The 18665-nt window shown below is 42.3% G+C and carries 19 protein-coding genes; 17 read left to right on the plus strand and 2 right to left on the minus strand.

Annotation, left to right across the window (positions count from 1 at the left end; genetic code table 11):
* Positions 1-5: 5 nt before the first annotated feature.
* The 13 genes from flgG to A11Q_RS02870 all read left to right on the plus strand — a co-directional run bounded on the left by flgG (position 6) and on the right by A11Q_RS02870 (position 13516).
* Complete coding sequence (gene flgG / locus A11Q_RS02810; protein ID WP_015469274.1) at positions 6-791, plus strand: flagellar basal-body rod protein FlgG; 786 nt, start codon at positions 6-8, stop codon at positions 789-791.
* Positions 788-1687, plus strand: a complete 900-nt coding sequence (gene flgA / locus A11Q_RS02815) for a flagellar basal body P-ring formation chaperone FlgA (protein ID WP_015469275.1) — start codon at positions 788-790, stop codon at positions 1685-1687. The genes flgG and flgA overlap by 4 nt, the downstream gene beginning before the upstream one ends.
* On the plus strand, positions 1688-2587 hold the full coding sequence (locus A11Q_RS02820; RefSeq protein WP_015469276.1) for a flagellar basal body L-ring protein FlgH: 900 nt from the start codon (positions 1688-1690) through the stop codon (positions 2585-2587). It abuts the gene before it with no gap.
* Entirely contained in the window at positions 2584-3579 is a 996-nt protein-coding gene (locus A11Q_RS02825) for a flagellar basal body P-ring protein FlgI (protein WP_015469277.1), read from the plus strand. The genes A11Q_RS02820 and A11Q_RS02825 overlap by 4 nt, the downstream gene beginning before the upstream one ends.
* A 252-nt stretch (positions 3580-3831) precedes the next feature.
* Complete coding sequence (locus tag A11Q_RS02830) at positions 3832-4542, plus strand: rod-binding protein (protein WP_015469278.1); 711 nt, start codon at positions 3832-3834, stop codon at positions 4540-4542.
* Positions 4543-4595: 53 nt separating this feature from the next.
* Positions 4596-4943, plus strand: a complete 348-nt coding sequence (gene flgM / locus A11Q_RS02835; RefSeq protein WP_015469279.1) for a flagellar biosynthesis anti-sigma factor FlgM — start codon at positions 4596-4598, stop codon at positions 4941-4943.
* A gap of 59 nt (positions 4944-5002) precedes the next feature.
* The gene (locus A11Q_RS02840) at positions 5003-5509 is read left to right on the plus strand and encodes a flagellar protein FlgN (RefSeq protein ID WP_015469280.1); all 507 of its coding nucleotides are present in this window, start codon (positions 5003-5005) and stop codon (positions 5507-5509) included.
* A gap of 19 nt (positions 5510-5528) precedes the next feature.
* Positions 5529-6944, plus strand: coding sequence for a flagellar hook-associated protein FlgK (gene flgK, locus A11Q_RS02845; protein WP_015469281.1), 1416 nt, complete (start codon positions 5529-5531; stop codon positions 6942-6944).
* Between the two features lie 16 nt (positions 6945-6960).
* Entirely contained in the window at positions 6961-8022 is a 1062-nt protein-coding gene (gene flgL / locus A11Q_RS02850) for a flagellar hook-associated protein FlgL (protein WP_015469282.1), read from the plus strand.
* A gap of 66 nt (positions 8023-8088) precedes the next feature.
* The gene (locus A11Q_RS13340) at positions 8089-8775 is read left to right on the plus strand and encodes a lysophospholipid acyltransferase family protein (protein WP_015469283.1); all 687 of its coding nucleotides are present in this window, start codon (positions 8089-8091) and stop codon (positions 8773-8775) included.
* Between the two features lie 189 nt (positions 8776-8964).
* Positions 8965-9195, plus strand: a complete 231-nt coding sequence (gene csrA, locus A11Q_RS02860; protein ID WP_015469284.1) for a carbon storage regulator CsrA — start codon at positions 8965-8967, stop codon at positions 9193-9195.
* A 124-nt stretch (positions 9196-9319) separates the two neighbouring features.
* Complete coding sequence (gene fliW / locus A11Q_RS02865) at positions 9320-9859, plus strand: flagellar assembly protein FliW (RefSeq protein ID WP_051056726.1); 540 nt, start codon at positions 9320-9322, stop codon at positions 9857-9859.
* Between the two features lie 18 nt (positions 9860-9877).
* Complete coding sequence (locus tag A11Q_RS02870; RefSeq protein WP_015469286.1) at positions 9878-13516, plus strand: ATP-binding cassette domain-containing protein; 3639 nt, start codon at positions 9878-9880, stop codon at positions 13514-13516.
* Here A11Q_RS02870 and A11Q_RS02875 read toward each other — a convergent pair.
* Positions 13505-13909: a hypothetical protein gene (locus tag A11Q_RS02875; protein ID WP_015469287.1), complete on the minus strand. Its 405-nt coding sequence runs from the start codon at positions 13907-13909 to the stop codon at positions 13505-13507. The genes A11Q_RS02870 and A11Q_RS02875 overlap by 12 nt on opposite strands.
* A 115-nt stretch (positions 13910-14024) precedes the next feature.
* The gene (locus A11Q_RS02880; RefSeq protein ID WP_015469288.1) at positions 14025-15251 is read right to left on the minus strand and encodes a DNA recombination protein RmuC; all 1227 of its coding nucleotides are present in this window, start codon (positions 15249-15251) and stop codon (positions 14025-14027) included.
* A 107-nt stretch (positions 15252-15358) separates the two neighbouring features.
* On the opposite strand from A11Q_RS02880, the gene menA reads away from it, so the two are divergent.
* The 4 genes from menA to A11Q_RS02900 are packed head-to-tail and all read left to right on the plus strand — an operon-like array spanning position 15359 to position 18624.
* Positions 15359-16255: a 1,4-dihydroxy-2-naphthoate octaprenyltransferase gene (gene menA / locus A11Q_RS02885; RefSeq protein ID WP_015469289.1), complete on the plus strand. Its 897-nt coding sequence runs from the start codon at positions 15359-15361 to the stop codon at positions 16253-16255.
* Positions 16255-17169 (plus strand): enolase-like domain-containing protein, encoded by a 915-nt coding sequence (locus A11Q_RS02890; protein ID WP_015469290.1) that lies wholly within the window; start codon positions 16255-16257, stop codon positions 17167-17169. The genes menA and A11Q_RS02890 overlap by 1 nt, the downstream gene beginning before the upstream one ends.
* Positions 17166-18329, plus strand: a complete 1164-nt coding sequence (locus tag A11Q_RS02895) for an AMP-binding protein (RefSeq protein WP_015469291.1) — start codon at positions 17166-17168, stop codon at positions 18327-18329. Before A11Q_RS02890 ends, A11Q_RS02895 begins: the two co-directional genes overlap by 4 nt.
* On the plus strand, positions 18313-18624 hold the full coding sequence (locus tag A11Q_RS02900) for a (2Fe-2S) ferredoxin domain-containing protein (protein ID WP_015469292.1): 312 nt from the start codon (positions 18313-18315) through the stop codon (positions 18622-18624). Before A11Q_RS02895 ends, A11Q_RS02900 begins: the two co-directional genes overlap by 17 nt.
* Positions 18625-18665: the final 41 nt, after the last annotated feature.

The following is an 18665-nucleotide window of genomic DNA, read 5'->3' on the forward strand; positions in this document are numbered from 1 at the left end:
GCTAGATGATTAAAAGTTTAAATACGGCGGCTACAGGTATGTTGGCTCAACAGAATAACATGGATGTTATTTCCAACAATATCGCCAATGTGAACACAACTGGCTTTAAAAAAGGCCGTGCTGAGTTTGAAGATCTAGTTTATCACAATCTAAAAGACCCAGGTGCCGCTTCAGGAATGAATTCAATCACTCCGACAGGCGTACAGACAGGTTTAGGTGTCAGAACTGCTGCTATTCAAAAAGACTTCACAGGTGGAAGCGCGATCATCACGCGTAATCCTTTAGATCTACAAATTGAAGGCGCTGGTTTTTTCCAAGTTAGAACTCCGGATGGGGAAATTTCTTACACACGTGATGGCTCTTTTAAAAAAGATGCGGGTGGCCGTGTTGTGGATAAAAATGGAAATGCTTTGATTCCAGAGATCGTTGTTCCGCCGAATACAATGGCTTTAGAAATTTCACCATCAGGTGAAGTGCGCAGTATTACAGATCAAGCCGGAGAACCACAGGTTCTAGGGCAAATTGATCTAGCGAGTTTTATTAACCCAGCAGGATTAAAAAATGTAGGTAAAAATCTATTCTTACCTACGGCAGCTAGTGGTCAGCCACAGCAAGCACGCCCAGGAACTTCTGGTCTTGGTTACTTAGCTCAAGGTGAGCTTGAAGGAAGTAACGTGAATATCGTAGATGAAATGGTGAATATGATCAGTGCGCAAAGAGCGTACGAAACCAATTCAAAAGTTGTTCAGACTGCGGACCAAATGATGCAAACGGCGGTAAACATCAAATGATGAATAGGGTTCTGTCTGTTTTTATTCTCATGATCAGTTCTTTGGCTTGGGCGACAACTGAGCCCGAGATTACTATTCCTTCAACGGTAGAGGTGTCGCCACGTCAACAAATCAGCTTGAATGATGTTGTTGAGGCCCGCAATTTAGATGAAGGCACAATGAAGAGCTTACAGGAAATCGTGATTGAAACTGATAAGCAAAATGGCATTAGCAAGACAGAGCTAGCACGTCTTTTAAGAAGCGTAAAAGCGCGTTTTATTTTACCGAGTGAATTAAAAGTCATTCGTAGCCGTGGTGCGATTTCGCGCATGGAAGTTGAACGTAAAATTAAAAATAAAATCTATTCTGATTGCAATGACTGCGAAGTGCAGATTCAAATCGCATCGGTACCGACTCATATTCAAAGTGATTGGGCTATGGATTTGAATATCGACATGTCAAAAAACAATGTCATGATTCCTGTTTATTCGACTTCAAATACAGCTCAAAAAGGCTGGATCATTGCGGATATTAAAAGATATCAGAATGTTCCTGTATTGCGCCATTCTGTAAAAATTGGCGATGTTTTGACAGAGGATATGTTTGTTACAGAAAAGCGTCAGTTGATGCATACACGCGATACAGTGCAATCTGTTGAAGCGGTGGTGGGAATGCAAGCGAATCGCTTTATCAGTGCAGGACAATTACTACGTTACAGCGATGTCAAAAAAGAACAGGTATTACGCCGCGGCCAAATGGTAAAAGCTATGTTTGGCGGCCCTGACTTCGAGGTCATGATCTCGGCTGAGGCTCAAGAGGCTGGCGCTATTGGTGATGTTGTTAAAATTAAAAACATGGATTCACAAAAAGTATTTGCAGCTCGAATTGTAGAACGTGGACTAGTAAGGATTGAATAGATGAAAAAAATTCTGAGTGTTTTAGTTGTAGGATTATTTTTTCAAGGTTGCGCCAGTTGGTTGACGGAAGATGATCACGCGCGCATCGAGCAAGAAATGACTCCCGTTGTTCAGCCGGCACCGGTTGCAGAAGCTCCAGTGGAAGAAGACGTAGTTCCAGATGAAGAGCCGCTGTCTCGCTATTCTCAATTGAATAATATGGCTCCGCCATCGGATCGCCAGTACAAGCGTATGACTCGTGAGCGCATGGAGTTCGAATCAGAACTGAATAGCTCGGCAGGATCTCTATGGAAAATGGAAGGTCAATCGGCTTATCTTTTTGCAGAGAACAAACATCGTCGTCAGGGTGACCCAACAGCCATCAAGATGGAAGGTGCCGCTCTGAAGATGGTAGAAAATAAAGTGGCTGTGATTCAAGATCTGTTAGGTCGATTAGAAGAACAAAGAATTAAAGCGGAAGAAGAATCTCGCATTGCAGGCGAGGAAAAAATCCGCTTAGCTCAATACGAAGCTGAACAGAAGTTCCGTGCCGAGCAGATCGCTAAAGGAGTTATTAAGGTAGATCCTGAGCAAGAGGCCGCTTTTGCAGCCCTAGAAGCTCAGTATTTAGCCGAAACTCGTAAACCAGCATCTGTTGCGAAAGAGGCCAATCCAGATGCCAAAGACGATAAAATCGATTTGAAAGAGGTTGAGCTGATTCCGTCAAAAATTGTTGAAAAAATGGCCGGAGACACTTACCGAATCCGTGGTCAACAGTATCTAACTATTAAGAACAAACCATACAAAGTCATAGCCACTGCTGTCGTAAGAATGGAAGACTTCAGCGATGCAGGTGTCAGCTCGAATAAACTCCTAGATGCGCAATATGACGTCGTTCACGTGAAAAGGACTACAGAATGAGATCAATCGCTGTTTTAATCCTATTGAATTTATTGGCAACAGTGACCTTTGCAGCTCGCTTGAAGGATATCGCGAGTATTCGTGGTGTGCGTGAAAATCAACTGATCGGATATGGATTAGTTGTGGGACTAAAAGGAACTGGTGACTCGAATGCGTCTTTTACCAGTAAGTCTTTTACACGTTTGATTGAAAAAATGGGTGTCAAAATTGAAGGACAAGATTTGCAAAGTAAAAATGTGGCGGCGGTGATTATCACAGCTTCGCTACCAGCTTTTGCAAAGGCGGGTAATCCGATGGACGTCACAGTGAGCAGCATCGGTGATGCCTCTTCATTAGTTGGTGGAACGCTTTTGCAAGCTCCTTTGCGTGCAGCCAACGATGAGGTTTTTGCTGTGGCTCAAGGAGCTGTTTCTGTAACAGGTGATGGTAAAGATATTCACACGACTGCAGGAAGAATTCCAAACGGAGCCATGATTGAGCGTGATATTCAGGCGGATTTTTCTAATCGCAAAATGTATCGCATGACATTGCATAATCCGGATTTTACAACAGCAGCACGTACTGTTCTAACGATCAATAAAGAGTTGGGTGGTCAGTACGCAACAGCAAAAGATGCAGGTACAATTGATATCGTGACACCATTTTCTTATGAAAATCGTGGTGTTGAATTGATGGCAACAATCGAAGCGATCGAAATCAATCCCGATCAAAGAGCGCGTGTTGTGATCAATGAAAAAACGGGAACGATTGTTATTGGTGAAAAAGTAAAAATTTCGAAAGTGGGATTAAGCCATGGCAATCTGACTTTAAAAGTTTCTGATGGAAAAAAATCAGGCGCTGATGATAAAGTAACCTTTTTAGATACTGGTGCTAGCGTTGGTGATTTGGTTCAAGCCTTGAACAAGTTAGGCGTGACGCCAAAAGATTTAATTTCGATTTTGCAATCTGTGAAGGCGGCAGGAGCCTTACACGGAGAGCTAGAGACGATGTAGTTTAAAATATTTTTTGTGCTCAGTTCATGGATGAACGAGTACGACAGGGGAGGGTCCTCAAATTTCATTTACCAAGGAAGGTCTAGGTGCTGACAATGTTGAAAAGAACTCGCAGGTCGTTTCACATCAAAAGGCAAAAATATCACGGATGATATTTAAGTCGTCACTTGCACATAGAAAATTTCGCATGGATGCGAAAAGGAAAATGATGGACACTCCCCACTTTATTTATGATTCACAGGACGTGACAAAATGAGTGAAATTACAAAGCTCAATCCTATTAAAGCCCCCGTACAAAGTGAAAAACCTCGTAGTGTCACTGAGGAAAAGCTGCGTGATGTTGCTAAGCTTTATGAAGGTCAATTCATCCGTGAAATGATGAAGCAAATGCGCGCCACAGTTCAAGAGGGCGGACTGATCAAAAAAAATAATGCTGAAAAAATCTTTTCTGATCAGTTAGATGGTGAATATGCCAACTCATGGGTAGAAGCCGGTGGGATTGGGATGTCGGATTTGATTTATGAACAATTGATGGAAAAATATGGAACGCGTTTAGGTTTAAGGCAGCCTGTGGAAAAACCTCAGGGGCCGTTGGATTTAAACACGAAGTCGAATTATTCCGGCTTTACTGAAGTGAAGTCTTCAGAAGCGCTGGCTCCTTCGGTACACGAAGGGGGGCAGCCTGTGACTTTACAGATTCAGACGCAGTCGGAAGGACAGGCCGAATTAAAAAGTCCATGGGCCGGTGTTTTGCTAGATAAAAAGCATTTAGAGATGGATCAGATCCAATACCAAATTAAACACGACAATGGGCTGGAAAGTCTCATTATGACACGCGGGACAGGGCTGGGAAATGGGCCTAAATTGTCTTCTGGTGACAGAATTGAGGCTGGACAGAGGTTGGGGTGGGTCAGTGCAGCTAGCCCTTTGTTTTGGACGCTGAAACCTGATGTCTCAGAATGATTTGGTACATTCGTCCCTATATGATACACTGTAATGAGTGCTGGAGGTTGTAGATGAAAATTACTCACAATAAGGTCGGACAAAACTTGAACTTGACGGACGCGAAAGCGAACAAGACAAGTGACGCGTCTAAAACAGGTGCGGCTCAAAGTGCGCAGACCAATTCATCATCTTCAGCATCGGCGGGAGCTCAAGCTTCTAAAGTTGAATTATCTCCGCGTGTACAAGATATCAAAAGAATCAAAGAACTAGCGGCGAGTGCACCTGATGTAAATGCAGAAAAAGTAGAACACTTTAAGCGTTTGATCGCTGAAGGTAAATACAAAGTGGATGCAAAAGCAGTTGCAGATCGCATGGTCGAAGAGCACTTACGTTCTGCGGGCAGAACTGGTGACGAGTAATTAATTTATTTAACTGAACCGGATAACAAACTTTATCGCTTCAGGGACGAGGGCGAAAGATGAGACAACAATCATACGAAAAATTAGTTGGAAATCTTGAGGATATTACAAAACAATATCGTCTGTTGTTGGAATGTGTTCGCAAAGAAAAAGAATATCTTATCCAAACTAATATTGAAAAATTAAACGAAGTGAATGTTCAGAAAGAGCAGCTGTTAGGTCACACTCGTAGTTTAGACACATTACGTGTTACCTATGCGTCGGACTTAGCTCAACACTTGGGAATGAATACAAACGAGCCTCGTCTTTTAGAGCTAGCTCAACAAATGGGTGGAGCCGAAGGTGATCGTCTACGCAGTATCCATTCTGCTTTAGAGTTATTAACTAAACGTCTTATTGAATTTAATCGTGAAAATGCAACGTATGCCGAATCTGCTTTGAAAACTGTGAACTCGGCAATGGACAACATCAAAGACTCAGTAACGGGTCAAAAAACTTACCAGAAAAAAGGAACGTATCGTCAAGGTAACGATAGTGCAGGACATTTCGTAAGCAAGGAAGCTTAACGAATTAGGAAAGGCAAGGATGGCCAAAATACACGGATTGTTAGATGTTGGACGTCGCGGGATGGCCGTCAGCCAAGCCGCATTGAATACGACGTCACATAACATCGCTAACAAATCGACAGAAGGATACTCTCGTCAGCGTGTAGAAACGCAGACGTCTCCTGCCGTGGATGCTGGTAATCAGCGTATTGGTACTGGTGCAAGTCTTAAATCAATTAACAGAACAAATAATCCTTGGTTAGAAAAACAGTTAGAGCGTGAAGGCTCTAACTTGGCTTTTTTAGAAGGCCGTTCGGGTGCTTTGAACAGATTAGAATCAGCATTTAATGAACAGACAGTTAAAGGTCTGAGCGGTTCTATGTCGGATTTCTTCAATAGCTTCCGTGAATTAGCAAACAATCCAGAAAGTTTAACTGCTAGAACTGTTGTTCGTGATAAAGCGGCAGCGTTGGTTCAGACATTTCAGGATGTAGATCGTCAAATCGAAAGTGTTAACAGTGAATTGAATAACACAATCGAAACAGGTATTAACGAAGTTAATACGTATAGTAAAGAAATCGCGAAGTTGAATGAAAAAATCCAATCGATTGAGGTTGCTGGAAACTCAGCTAATGACGAGCGTGATCGCCGTGATCTTTTGGTAAAAAAACTTTCTGAAAAATTAGATATTAGCTACGCCGAAGATACAAAGTCAGGAATGATCAATATCACTTCTGGTAAAACAGGTATCCTTGTGGCGGGAACTTCAAGTGCCTCTTTAAAGGTGGGTAAAGATGCTGCGGGACAAATCGCGGTTCTTTATCCGATGAGTGAAAAAGGCACGCAAGTGAACATCACCGAGCAGTTCAAGCGTGGTTCGATGGGCGGAGCCTTAGAGTTACGCGATGGATCTGTTTCGGAAATTCGCGCTCAATTAGCTGACTTGGCTTACAACTTAGCAGCTGAAGTCAATGAGGCTCACTCTGAAGGTTACGATCGCTACAGTCAAAAAGGGATGCAATTCTTCTCGTTACCACAGGATGGAAGCTTTGATTTAAGCAGTCTTCGAGTGAACGAACAAATTTCAAATGATGTGGGTCGTATTGCGGCTGGGGCAAAACCAAATGCTCCTGGTGATAACACCACTGCGAATGTGATTCATTCTTTGCAGTTCAAGCATGTGATGGGTGCAGACAGAACATTTACCTTTGATAATTTCTTTAATTCTAAGGTGGGTGAAATCGGTACGATGAACCAAACTGCGCGTGCGAACTTAGAGTCTCAAAAGAACATCCATGATCAATTGAAAAACGTACGCGAAAGTATCAGTGGTGTCAGTTTAGATGAAGAAGCTCAAAAGATGATTGAGTTTCAAAAGTCTTATGAAGCTTCAGCGCGAGTGATTCGCATGGCTGATGAAATGTTTGAAACTGTTTTAAGCTTAAAGCGTTTATAAGGTTGGGTTATAGAAGATGCGCGTAACAGATAAGATGATGCAAGGACAAGCCTTAAAGAGTATTCAGAAGAATCGTTCTGAATTGGCTCAATTGCAAAATCAAGCTGCTACAGGAAAAAAACTGACCACTCCATCTGATGACCCAGTTGGAGCTACCAAGGTATTGACCAATCGTACTGAGTTAAAAAATCAAGAACAGTTCGAAAAAAATATATTTCAAGCTAAGAACTTCTTAGATGTGACCGAATCTACATTAGCGCAATTAGGTGAAGCCATTGTGCGAACTAAAGAACTGGCTTTACAGGCGGCCAGTGACACTATTGGTGAGTCACAGCGTACGATGATCGGTTCTGAAGTTGAGCAGATCTATAATTCTATTCTAGAAATGTCGAATCGTCGTGTTGGCGAACGCTACTTGTTTGGTGGCTATAGAACGCAAGAAACTCCTTTTGATCGCCAAGGTGACTATCGTGGTGATGACGGGGAAATGCGTGTGCAGACACAAAAGGGAATCTTTGTTGCGATGAACATGACAGGTGATCGTGTTTTCATGGGCAAAGGGATTGGCCGTAGCGAGTATCAGCGTCAACCAGAAGACGTTCCTCAAAATACGCAGGAGCTTCAGCAATTTAAACTTTCTGAAATTGATCGTGAATACCATAATCAGCTTAAGCCAGAAGATGCAGCAGCATTGCGTAGCCCAGCGTCTGTAGGGCAAGAGCAAGTAGCGAATAATGAAGAAGGCGTTAACGTTTTCAGATTGGTTAAAGGCTTAGATGTAGCTTTGAAAACCAATGATAAATACGCTATTCAAGATGCACTTGAGCCCCTTGATCAAGCTTTGAATCAAATCAATTTGATCCGCGCTGAAATCGGCGGACGTATTAATCAATTAGAGGCCACAGCCGATATTATTCACAAGTCGAATGTGGATAATAAGACTTTGACGTCTCAGGTAGAAGATGCGGATTTATTCCAGACGATGTCAGAACTATCACGTGCTGATACAACACTGAAAAGCACGTTGGAAGTGGCGGGCCGTCTTGAAAATAAAAGCTTACTCGATTTTTTAAGATAAGCTTTTAGCCTGAAACCTAATGTAAAAATCCAGTACAAAAAATCTAATAATTCGTTAATATGGGGCATGTTCAAAGCGGCTATTATCTTTTTTCGTACGCTCTGTTATTTGCTGCGCTCATATTTTCCCAAAGCGAATATCTTAGCTCTTAAAAAAGAATGGGCAGAAGAATTGGCTCGTCGCTTTGGAATTCGTATCGAAGCCAAAGGGATGCCTCCGAGTGAGGCCCCAGTTATTATCGTCGGCAATCATATCAGTTACTTGGATATCATTATCTTGATGGCGGTACATCCACAGGTGACATTTCTAGCCAAGAAAGAAGTGGGCGAGTGGCCTATCATCGGGCCCACCGCAAGACGAGTGGATACGCTATTCGTGAATAGAACTGAAAAGAACAAAGCACAGGTTCGTCGGCAAATTGCACAGCAGCTTTTAGATAAGAAATCTCAGTTAGCAGTTTTTCCATCGGGAACGACCACTTTGCACGAAGAGCTCCCATGGAAAAAGGGAATGTTCGAGATCGCACAAGAGTACTCTATTCCAGTGAAGGCCTTTAAAATTTCATATTCCCATCCCCGTGAATGTGCCTATATCGGCGAAGATAATATGCTAGAGCAGATGGCGCAGGTTTTTAAGGCACAGGGAAAAGTCGCTTATTTTGAGTGGTTAGATACTTTTCATATCACCTCTCCTGAGGAAGAAGCTGAGACTGTTCGCAAAGCCGTTGTGGCAGCCCTTCAGAGAGAAGCTTAACTAGCCGTATTCTATTGTATTTCTGAGTATTTCTAGAAATTTAAGATGATGACAGAATTTTAAAAGAGCCGTTTTACTTTTTTCATAAAATCATCGAGCCGCCTTGACTTTCGTACCCATAAGAAATAATTAAACTTTCGCAAAACACGGCCGATAAGGCATTAATGCTGCTGACAAGGAGATAAAGTCATGCTCGTTCTTACAAGGAAGTTAGGAGAAAGCATCGCCATTGATGACCATATCAAGATTCGTGTGGTTCAAATCAAAGGTAAGCAAGTCCGTCTTGGTATCGAAGCCCCAAAAGATACTAAAATTCATAGAGAAGAAGTTTATCTAGCTATTCAGGATCAAAACCAACAGTCGGTTCAAGTCAGCTCAGATAAAGTTAAGAACATTTCTAAGCTTTTAAAGTCTGAATAGACCCTATTCATAAATAATCCACAGCGTTATTTAGAAAAAAATTGATAAGGCCTCGATTTAAGTCCAGAATTTGATTAACCAGACATGGCCCATGGTGTGTCTGATTAATGAGCAGGAGGTAGATGTGGTTATAAAAACAACTCGATTTGGCGAAGTGGAGCTGAATTCTGAGGACGTTTTAACCTTTAATGAAGGTCTTTTGGGCTTTCAAGATCTACGTCAATTTGTTTTGCTAGATGATCCAAATGACGACATCTTCGCATGGTTACAAAGCTGTGAATTGTCTTCAGTTGCATTCCCAGTTTTAGAGCCAGAAATTTTCGGTCATAAATACAACGTTAACTTCAATAGAACAGATCTAGAATCATTAAAAATGCAGGCCAATCAAACTCCTGCGTTTCTAAACATTATTACGATTCCTGATGATCCAACTCAAATGACAGCAAATATCAAAGCTCCGATTGTTATTAACATCGAGCAAAAAATTGCACGTCAGTGTGTATTGCAAGATAACAACTTAGCAATCAAAGAGCCTATTTTTACGAAGTTACAAAGCCGTGTAGTTCAAAACCCTCAGACTCCAATCAAGAGCCAAGGGCGTCAATTTGACATGACGGTTAAACTGTCAGACTCAGGTAAAGGCCAGATTGACCAAGGCTTGTAATTAGTCGATTCTGACTTGATGCCGTTCAAGTCAGTCCTTTTCTCGGAAGCAAAAACACTCATCAATACAGCTAAAACTCGCGTGGTGCAGGCGGAAGATCGTCTTGCATTGAAGTCAGGTCTTAGTCCGCGCGAACAGCCGTGGGATGAGTCTCAAGTTCAGTGGACTGATAAAAAATCATTTCTTATCTCGCTTCTAAAAGTTTCTAGAAAAACTTTTTTTAAAGCCGGTGGCTTCCAGATTATAGGCAGTCTATTTTCTTTTGCGACACCGTTCTTGGTGCATGCCTTTATTTCTCGTATACAAGGTGGAAACTTACAGCAACAGGACTTGATCGAACTTTGCTTGATGGCGCTGGCTTTCGGAGTTTGTGGTGCGGGAAATGGTTTGGCCATTCAGCACTACTTCTATCAGACGTTGAATTTCAATCAGATGGCGACCAACTTGGTGAACAGAAAAATATTTTCACATTCACTACGTCTTTCAAATCGTGCAAAGAACAAATATCAAGTGGGCGACATCGTCAACTACATGAGTTCAGATTCTGATGCGATCGCAGATGGCTGTATCACGTCAATTGATCTGAGCAATGCGGTTGTTTTATCAATAGGATGTACGATTACACTTTTCTATTTCTTAGGTTGGTCGGCTCTGGCTGCCGTAGTGGTTCTACTGATATTAGTTCCGATCACGCAAAGACTTTCAAAAAGCTTTATGCATCTTGAAGGTAAGATGATGGCACATCGAGATCAGCGTATGACTCTGATGACTCAATTATTGAATGCCATCCGTGTTGTAAAGTATTTCGTTTGGGAAAAAAGTGTGATGCAAGAAGTGGGTGAGGTGCGCGCGAAAGAGATCGGCACCCGCTTTAAATTGGCACAAGCTGAAATCACTTGGGGATTACTTTATACCTCGATTACTTCAATTGTATTGTTTGCAGCTTTACTGACTCACGTACTCAGAGGTCAAAAAGTTGATATGGCGTTGATTTTCACGTGTATTGCGATCTTCAGTATTATGGAAGATCAGTTTGGCGGGCTATCGCGCTTTATCGGTCGCTTTATTAATATTATCGTCAGTGCAGAGCGTATTACTCAATTTATTCAATCGGAAACTATTCCGGATACTCCAGCTTCTCAGGCAACAACCGCTAGTACAGAGGGTGTCGAGTTACAGCATGTTAGCTTTCAATACGAACAAGGCCGACCTATTTTTAAGGACCTCACGCTACATCTAAATAAAGGCCAATCGCTGGCGGTGGTTGGACCTGTGGGAAGTGGTAAAACCACTTTGTTGCAACTGCTATTAAAAGAAGTCCTACCTGATCAGGGAAAAATCTCGATAGAAAACCAATCGGGGAATGTGGCCTATGTTCCTCAGGATGCTTACATCATTAACTCCACTTTACAGGAAAATATTATTTTCGGTAAATCGGATGTCACAGATGAAAAAGTCAGAAGAGCTTTGTATTTGTCGGCTTTAGAGTATGACCTGATGTCATTACCTTCCGGATTACAAACAGAGATTGGTGAAAAGGGTGTGAACTTATCCGGTGGTCAAAAGCAAAGAGTGAGCTTGGCTCGCGCTGTCTTATCGGACGCCGATGTGATTCTTTTAGATGACCCTTTATCTGCGGTAGATCCTCGCACGGAAGGTTACTTATGTGATCGTCTGATCTTTGGAGAGTGGAAGAATAAAACACGCATCATGGTAACCCATCGCCTGCAGTCTATTGCTCGCTTTGATCAAATTTTATTTGTAGAAAATGGTAGACATTATTTAGGGACATACGATGAGTTGTTGCAAACGTGTGAGCCTTTTAAAAAATTCTTAAAAACTCATGCCGAGAACCAAGAGCTAGAAAAGAAATCTGGCTTAGAGGGTTCACATGAGCCGCAGACATCTACAGCTACGTCTGAAGGTGAAGGCCGTTTGATTCAAGACGAGGATCGTGCCGTCGGCGCTGTTGAGAAGTCTGTGTACTTTCAATATCTAAAAGCATTGGGGGGCAAGGGACCGAAGCAAAGGAAGATATTATTTCTATTGTTTGTCGGAGCTGTAGCGGTCGTGGCCACTCCACTTTTGCAAAAGTTATGGTTAGCTCAGTCAGATAAATTTGACCAATTAGCTCCATTGCAGGTCATTTTGATTTATGGTGCTTTAGGGATTCTGACAATGATCACTACTTTTTTAAGTCAGTCCTTTTGGTCACGGCGCGGAATCGAGGCTGGAAAAAGTTATCACGATCAAATGCTACGTTCGATATTGGCGGCCCCAATACGTTTTTTTGATAGCACTCCGATTGGACGAATTCTACAGAGGTTTTCGCGTGACATGGAATCGGTGGATGTTCACTTGCAATGGAGTTTTGATAACACTATTCACTCATTCTTTCACATCATGCTGTCGTTCTTACTGATTGTGACAGTCGTCCCTTTTGTGTTGATTGCGATTCTGCCTATCTTTTTTGTGTACTACACTTTGCAGAATAGTTATCGCCGTGCCGCTCGCGAAATTAAACGCCTCGATTCGTTGGCGAGATCCCCAAGATATGCTCACTTCAAAGAAACTTTACAAGGGCTAACAGTTATTCGTGCATTCAATCAGAGTGATTGGATGATGAATCAGTTTTACGATAAATTACAGTATTCAGCCGAGATGTTTTACACACACTATATGATTAATCGTTGGTTCTCGACACGCTTACCATTGATCGGTGCTGTGATCTCGGCTTCAACAGGTTTGATGGTGGTGCTATCAAGCTATAATGGATATATCGCAGCAGGGACAGCGGGTCTTGTTACCCTGTATGCTTTGGATTTTTGGCGTCACTTGAATTGGGGGGTGCGTATATTTTCGGACCTAGAGTCACGTATGACCTCTGTTGAGCGACTTCAGTTCTATTGTGATTTGCCGGCAGAGAAAAACTACTACGAGCCACAAGTTCAGATAGAAGACTCTTGGCCTCAGACCGGAGAATTAGAGTTTAAAAATGTCAGTTTGAAATATGCTGAACATTTACCTTTGGTTCTAAAAAATGTCAGTTTTAAAGTTCAATCGGGTATGAGGGTTGGATTGATCGGGCGAACCGGTTCAGGAAAGTCGACTATATTCCAAAGTGTGTATCGCTTTGTAGATATAGTGGGCGGTGAAATTTTATTGGATAAAAAGTCTATTCATCATATTCCTTTAAAACGGGTTCGTAAAAGCTTGGCGGTGATTCCTCAAGATCCGGCATTATTTATGGGAAGCTTGCGCAGTAATATCGACCGCTATCGACAGGCGACAGATGAGCAAGTGTGGAACGTTCTGCGGAAAGTTTCTTTATCCGAATTTGTATCAGCTTTACCGGGACAGTTGGATTTCCGTGTGGCTGAAAACGGAGCTAACCTATCGCAAGGACAGCGCCAGTTGATTTGTTTAGCCCGCGCCTTACTGACTCAGGTAAAAATTATTTTCTTAGACGAAGCCACAGCTAGCGTGGATGTAGAAACAGATGCCTTGGTGCAAAAGGTGATTCGTGAATCTTTAGATGGAACGACATTGATTACGATTGCCCATCGTCTTTCAACGTTGGACGGCTATGACATGGTGATCGAGCTTAAAAACGGCGAAGTCGTACAACAAAGACTACTAGAGCCCTTAAAGACCTAGGGCTTTATTGAGCTTTGCATTTCGATTATGTTCTTTGCCTGACAATAAGGTTGCTAGATCAATCACAGAGCCATCGCTGTAAAGACAAACATCCACACGCCCTAAATCACCTAGTTGCAGAGTTTGCATATTGGCTGCTGTGCAGGTGCGAACTCCTCGACGGTAGTGGTGTAGTGAAAGAGGAATTTCAATACGGGCATTCTTATTTAAAAGGTCACGTGAGCCTACAAGAGATTCACCCACGAGGCATAAGCCAATTTCATCAAAATCAAATTCTATCTCGAAATATTGGCCGCCAGCGATGCGGCAGGCACGTGTTTGACCAGTAGTTGTAGCACCGACTTCAAGTACAAATAAAAGAAGAGCAGCTGATAACAAAAATAACTTCTTCATTGGTCCCCCTGACCACAGGGGCTATATATTACAGATAGGCTTTAAACACTAGCCTATATTTTAAGCAGATGGCTTCTGAGGCCTTTGGGCGTGGATTTAGTATAAAAACTTCACTTTATTCTATAGAAGGAGGCAGGCTTTTTTCGGCTTTAGCTCCTAGCTCTTTTAGCTTTTCAACCTGCGAGATCAAATTTCCGCGTCCACTGGAAAGCTTCGACATCACATCGCCATGAACCTTTTGAACGGATAAAAGGCGTTCCCCAAGGGTATCGAGGTCTTTTACGACACCGACAAACTTATCATAAAGATCGCCACCGCGTTTTGCGATATCAAGGGCATTGCGCTGCTGGCGTTCTTGTTTCCATAAAGAGGCCACAGTTCGTAAGCTTGTCAGTAGTGTCGTGGGGCTGACGATGGCGATATTTTTATCCCATGCTTGTTCGAATAAGTCGGGCTTCAGTTTAAAGGCCATAGCGAAAGCGGGCTCGAGCGGCATAAAGAGCATGACGAAGTCAGGTGAAATAATTTGATCGGCCAAATGATACTTTTTGTCCGACAGTTCACTGATATGACGTTTAAGTGAATCCACATGAGCGGCAGCGAACTTTTCTTTTTCGGCTTCTGTATCTGCAGAGGCCGCCGCTTCATAAGCTGTCAGCGTCATCTTAGAGTCGACAATCAGATGTTTTCCATCAGGAAGTTTCACAATGACATCGGGTCTGAGGATTTCTCCTTCTGTGCCACGTAAAGTTTCTTGTGTGATGTACTCCTCACCTTTGCGAAGTCCAGAACGTTCAAGGATGTTTTCTAAAATCAATTCGCCCCAGTTCCCTTGTGTTTTGTTTTCACCTTTAAGGGCCAGAGTTAAGTTCTGCGCCTCTTTCGACATGGTTTGATTCAGCTCTATAAGTTTAGTGATTTCACCTTTTAAGAAGCTGCGGTCGGCTCTTTCAGAAGAATAAGTGTCTTCTACTTTTTTCTCGAAGTCTTTGATGCGATCTTTAAGAGGATTTAAAAGAGCGCTGAGTTGTTGGAAGTTTTGATCTGTCATCTTAGACGATTTTTCATCGAAGATCTTTTGCGCCAGATTTTCAAATTGTAATGTCAGTGTCTGTTGTAATTGTGAAGCTTCGGCACGAGACTGTTCTACTGTGTTCTGTGTCAGCTCAAACTTTGTCTTCCATGTTTGCAGATCAATTTTAAGTTGTTGAGCTTCTGTCAAAAGCTGTGTGGATTCTGATTGCAGGCGCTCTTTTTCTGCTTTTGATTTGGTATATAAAATAAAGCCAATGATGACTCCGCCTAAAATAAACCCAACTAATCCCGCTGTTACTAGTTCCATACCATCACCTCGAACTCTGAAAGACTAAAAGAAAGCACAATAAATCGTGGGCAGAAGCCCCATAAAAATCGTTTCTCAGCCTAACAAAAGTTTGCTAGTTTGTCCTGATGACAAAAGCAAAAGCGTGGATTTTAGCGGCGCGTCCTAAGACTCTTTCCGCTTCATTGGTACCTATTATAGCAACCGTTGGCCTTGTACGTGGCTTTGGCTACGAAATTCAGTGGTGGATCGTTGTTTTGGCCCTATTTTCAAGCTTCTTCATCCAAATCGGAACTAATTTGGTGAACGATGCGATGGACTTTAAAAAGGGCGCGGATACCGAAAAACGCTTAGGGCCAGTGCGCGTAACACAGCAGGGGATATTTACTTTTAATCAGGTGATGTTGGGTGCGGGGATTTGTTTTGCATTGTCTGCGGCCTGTGGGATTCCTTTAGTTATTCATGGTGGATGGCCGATTTTAGCAGTGGGAATATTTTCTATCTTGATGGGCTACGCTTATACTTCGGGACCACTACCATTAGCCTATTATGGTTTAGGGGATTTATTCGTCATTTTATTTTTTGGTTTAGTGGCTGTCGGTGGTCTTTTCTATTTGTTAACAGGCACTTATGGTATGCCGGCATTCATTGTTGGTCTGCAGATCGGTTTTTTAAGTACTGTTTTAATTGCGATCAATAACTTAAGAGACATCCACACAGATGTGTTAGTGAATAAAAAAACTATGGCGGTCCGCTTAGGCTTAACTGGCAGTCGTTTTTGGGTGGGCTTTTTAGTTTTTGCTCCGTTCTTCGGGGGGTATTACTGGCTCTCTTTAGAAAGATGGTGGGTTTATATTATTCCATTGGTGTCATTCCCCATTGGATTATTCATCGTGAAGCGCATCTTTAGAACAGAGCCTGGTATTGAATACAATCGCTACCTAGCATTGTCTTCTTTGTACAGTTTGATCTTTAGTGTATTGCTCGCTGTTGGCTTTCAAATTCCTGTTGGGTTTCGCTTGTAATGAAACTCAGTTGTTCTTCGTATAGATTAAAAAAAAGAACAGCACTGAATGCACTGACGCAAGAAAGTTATCAAGACGGCTATCAAGAAGGGGCCTTACTTCGCTTTGTCGATGGCGATGATTGGGGCGTAGCGGATCTTTGCCCTAAACCAGAGTTTGGGGATAGCGATTGGCAGACAGAAATTAAACAGCGCGGGTTATTATTTCTACGTGCGACAGAGCTAGCGATCGAAGATTTGCTGGCTAGAAAAAATAAAAAATCTCTTATTTCAGATAAAAAAATTCCCAGTAATTATTTAATAACCGATGTGTTTTCTACTGACTTAAATCAGCCTCAATTTGTAGGAAAATCTGTAAAGATTAAATGCGGCTCTCAAGTTTCGGAGTTACTGGCTCGGTTGAATGCGGTATCTTTAGATGTTCGCTTGCGGTTGGATTTTAATAATACCTTGAACGCTCAGCAGTTCGAGATGTTTCTAAAAGGTCTTAGCTCAGCAGCTAAAAATCGTATTGAGTACATTGAAGACCCCGTTGCGATAAGCGAGGCGTGGAAAGACTGGAATCAAGCTGTTCCTCTGGCTTATGATTTTCAATCGTTACCCTATCGTGAAGATTGGGCGACGTTCTTAATTATAAAACCAAGTCGTCAAAGTGTACCTTTATCCAAAGCAGGTACTGTGATCTTAACTTCGGCCATGGAGCACCCAGTAGGATTTGCTCATGCCTTACGAACAGCGCAGTCATTAGCTCAACGGGACTCTGGATTTTTAACATTAGATCTTTATGAAGATATTGGTTTTGGACGTTACTTTGTCCATGATGAAAATCTTGTGGGGTTTTCATCTGAGGCTCTTTCTGATTATGGCATAGGGATGAGTCAGCAGTTGAATCAGTTAACGTGGGTTGATGTATGATTCAATTTCAAACGGAAGTCAGCAATCAGCTTTTGATAAACCCACGCCTAACAGAGGAAGAAAAAAAAATACTGTTGCAGTTGCAAAACGAATTCGAGCAGCAATATGGCTCCAAAGGATTTTTTCTGGTTCCTAGTTCGGGTTCTTCACAGAAAAAAAATGAAAGTGTTAAATTAATAGCTCTTTCGCGGCAGAGCATTGTGAACTCAGCTATGCGATTTAATCAGTATTTCCAAACAAAAAGCGATGAAAGCTGGGGACTTGTTCTGCCTGAATTTCACGTGGCAGGGCTGGGTGTCTATGCTCGTGCTTCACTAGTAGGTGCTTCTGTCTTTGTATCTGAATGGAATGTGCAGACCTTAAAGACATGGGTGAATGAAAAAAAAATCAGTTACATGTCTATGGTCCCAACACAAGTGTATGACATTGTGAAATTAAATTTACAGTGTATGGCTTCTATTAAAAAAGTATTTGTAGGTGCAGGGGCCTTAAGTAAAGAACTCAAACAGCAGGCCCGCGCTTTAGAATGGCCCATCGTTGAAACCTATGGGATGACCGAAACGTCATCTATGATTGCGGTACGTGAGCAAACAGAGTCGTTTGCCGTTTTGCCTCAGGTGGAAGTGCGAGTAGAAGAGACACTACAAATTCGTTGTAATTCACTGCTGACAGCCAGTATTCAAAAAATCGATCAAGAGATCGTGGTGCGCTCGTATAAAGCTGATGATTGGCTGGTGACAGAAGATCTTGTCACGCTGACTGTGGACGCTTCATCTGGTCCAATGCATTTGAACCTTTTGGGCCGCCGCGGTGATTATGTGAAAATTTTAGGTGAGGGTGTTTCTTTACCTGAGCTGCGTGAACGTCTAGAACATTTAACCCAACAGTTAGGATATGCAGTCAGTTCTGCCGCACTGTTGGCTGTGGAAGATAAGCGGCGTGGGCATGAGCTGGTCTTAGTTGTGGATAAAAGCTTGCAGACACAGATGGGGCAGTTAAAAGCGTTATATAATGATTCGGGACGTCCCTATGAAAAGATAGAGCGCGTCTATTGCTTAGATCAATTACCACGCACTGACCTTGGTAAGTTGAAAGTAGAAGAAGTGAAGAGTATAATCATATCGAAAGCTAACGAAGGTGATTATGGCAAACATCAATAAAACTCCATGGGCAGTAGCCTCTGTTTTTATTTGCACTAAGTGTGGTGCTAAATACAATCAGCCCAATCTTGCAGAAGATGTTAAAACTGCCGTTAGAAAAAAGCAGCGGGCCGAAGAAACGAATGGCAAGATTCGTGTGATAACTTCTGCATGTCTGGGTGTTTGTTATCCTGAAAAACAAACTTATGCGGTTATACCAGTCGAGGGAAAGACGGAAGTCTATACAACAGAGCTAAATCAAGAAGTCTTACATCAAGAAATCGTGGATTTAATAGAGCAGAAACTCAAGGGTTAACTTTGCTTTCGTCCAGTCGAATGTACTAAACAGAGATAGCA

The sequence above is a fragment of the Pseudobdellovibrio exovorus JSS genome (assembly GCF_000348725.1).
Taxonomy (GTDB): domain Bacteria; phylum Bdellovibrionota; class Bdellovibrionia; order Bdellovibrionales; family Bdellovibrionaceae; genus Pseudobdellovibrio; species Pseudobdellovibrio exovorus.

Coding starts and splice junctions, on each gene's coding strand:
- flgG (WP_015469274.1), top strand. CDS start 6: ATGATTAAAAGTTTAAATACGGCGGCTACAGGTATGTTGGCTCAACAG.
- flgA (WP_015469275.1), top strand. CDS start 788: ATGATGAATAGGGTTCTGTCTGTTTTTATTCTCATGATCAGTTCTTTG.
- A11Q_RS02820 (WP_015469276.1), top strand. CDS start 1,688: ATGAAAAAAATTCTGAGTGTTTTAGTTGTAGGATTATTTTTTCAAGGT.
- A11Q_RS02825 (WP_015469277.1), top strand. CDS start 2,584: ATGAGATCAATCGCTGTTTTAATCCTATTGAATTTATTGGCAACAGTG.
- A11Q_RS02830 (WP_015469278.1), top strand. CDS start 3,832: ATGAGTGAAATTACAAAGCTCAATCCTATTAAAGCCCCCGTACAAAGT.
- flgM (WP_015469279.1), top strand. CDS start 4,596: ATGAAAATTACTCACAATAAGGTCGGACAAAACTTGAACTTGACGGAC.
- A11Q_RS02840 (WP_015469280.1), top strand. CDS start 5,003: ATGAGACAACAATCATACGAAAAATTAGTTGGAAATCTTGAGGATATT.
- flgK (WP_015469281.1), top strand. CDS start 5,529: ATGGCCAAAATACACGGATTGTTAGATGTTGGACGTCGCGGGATGGCC.
- flgL (WP_015469282.1), top strand. CDS start 6,961: ATGCGCGTAACAGATAAGATGATGCAAGGACAAGCCTTAAAGAGTATT.
- A11Q_RS13340 (WP_015469283.1), top strand. CDS start 8,089: ATGTTCAAAGCGGCTATTATCTTTTTTCGTACGCTCTGTTATTTGCTG.
- csrA (WP_015469284.1), top strand. CDS start 8,965: ATGCTCGTTCTTACAAGGAAGTTAGGAGAAAGCATCGCCATTGATGAC.
- A11Q_RS02870 (WP_015469286.1), top strand. CDS start 9,878: ATGCCGTTCAAGTCAGTCCTTTTCTCGGAAGCAAAAACACTCATCAAT.
- A11Q_RS02875 (WP_015469287.1), bottom strand. CDS start 13,909: ATGAAGAAGTTATTTTTGTTATCAGCTGCTCTTCTTTTATTTGTACTT.
- A11Q_RS02880 (WP_015469288.1), bottom strand. CDS start 15,251: ATGGAACTAGTAACAGCGGGATTAGTTGGGTTTATTTTAGGCGGAGTC.
- menA (WP_015469289.1), top strand. CDS start 15,359: ATGACAAAAGCAAAAGCGTGGATTTTAGCGGCGCGTCCTAAGACTCTT.
- A11Q_RS02890 (WP_015469290.1), top strand. CDS start 16,255: ATGAAACTCAGTTGTTCTTCGTATAGATTAAAAAAAAGAACAGCACTG.
- A11Q_RS02895 (WP_015469291.1), top strand. CDS start 17,166: ATGATTCAATTTCAAACGGAAGTCAGCAATCAGCTTTTGATAAACCCA.
- A11Q_RS02900 (WP_015469292.1), top strand. CDS start 18,313: ATGGCAAACATCAATAAAACTCCATGGGCAGTAGCCTCTGTTTTTATT.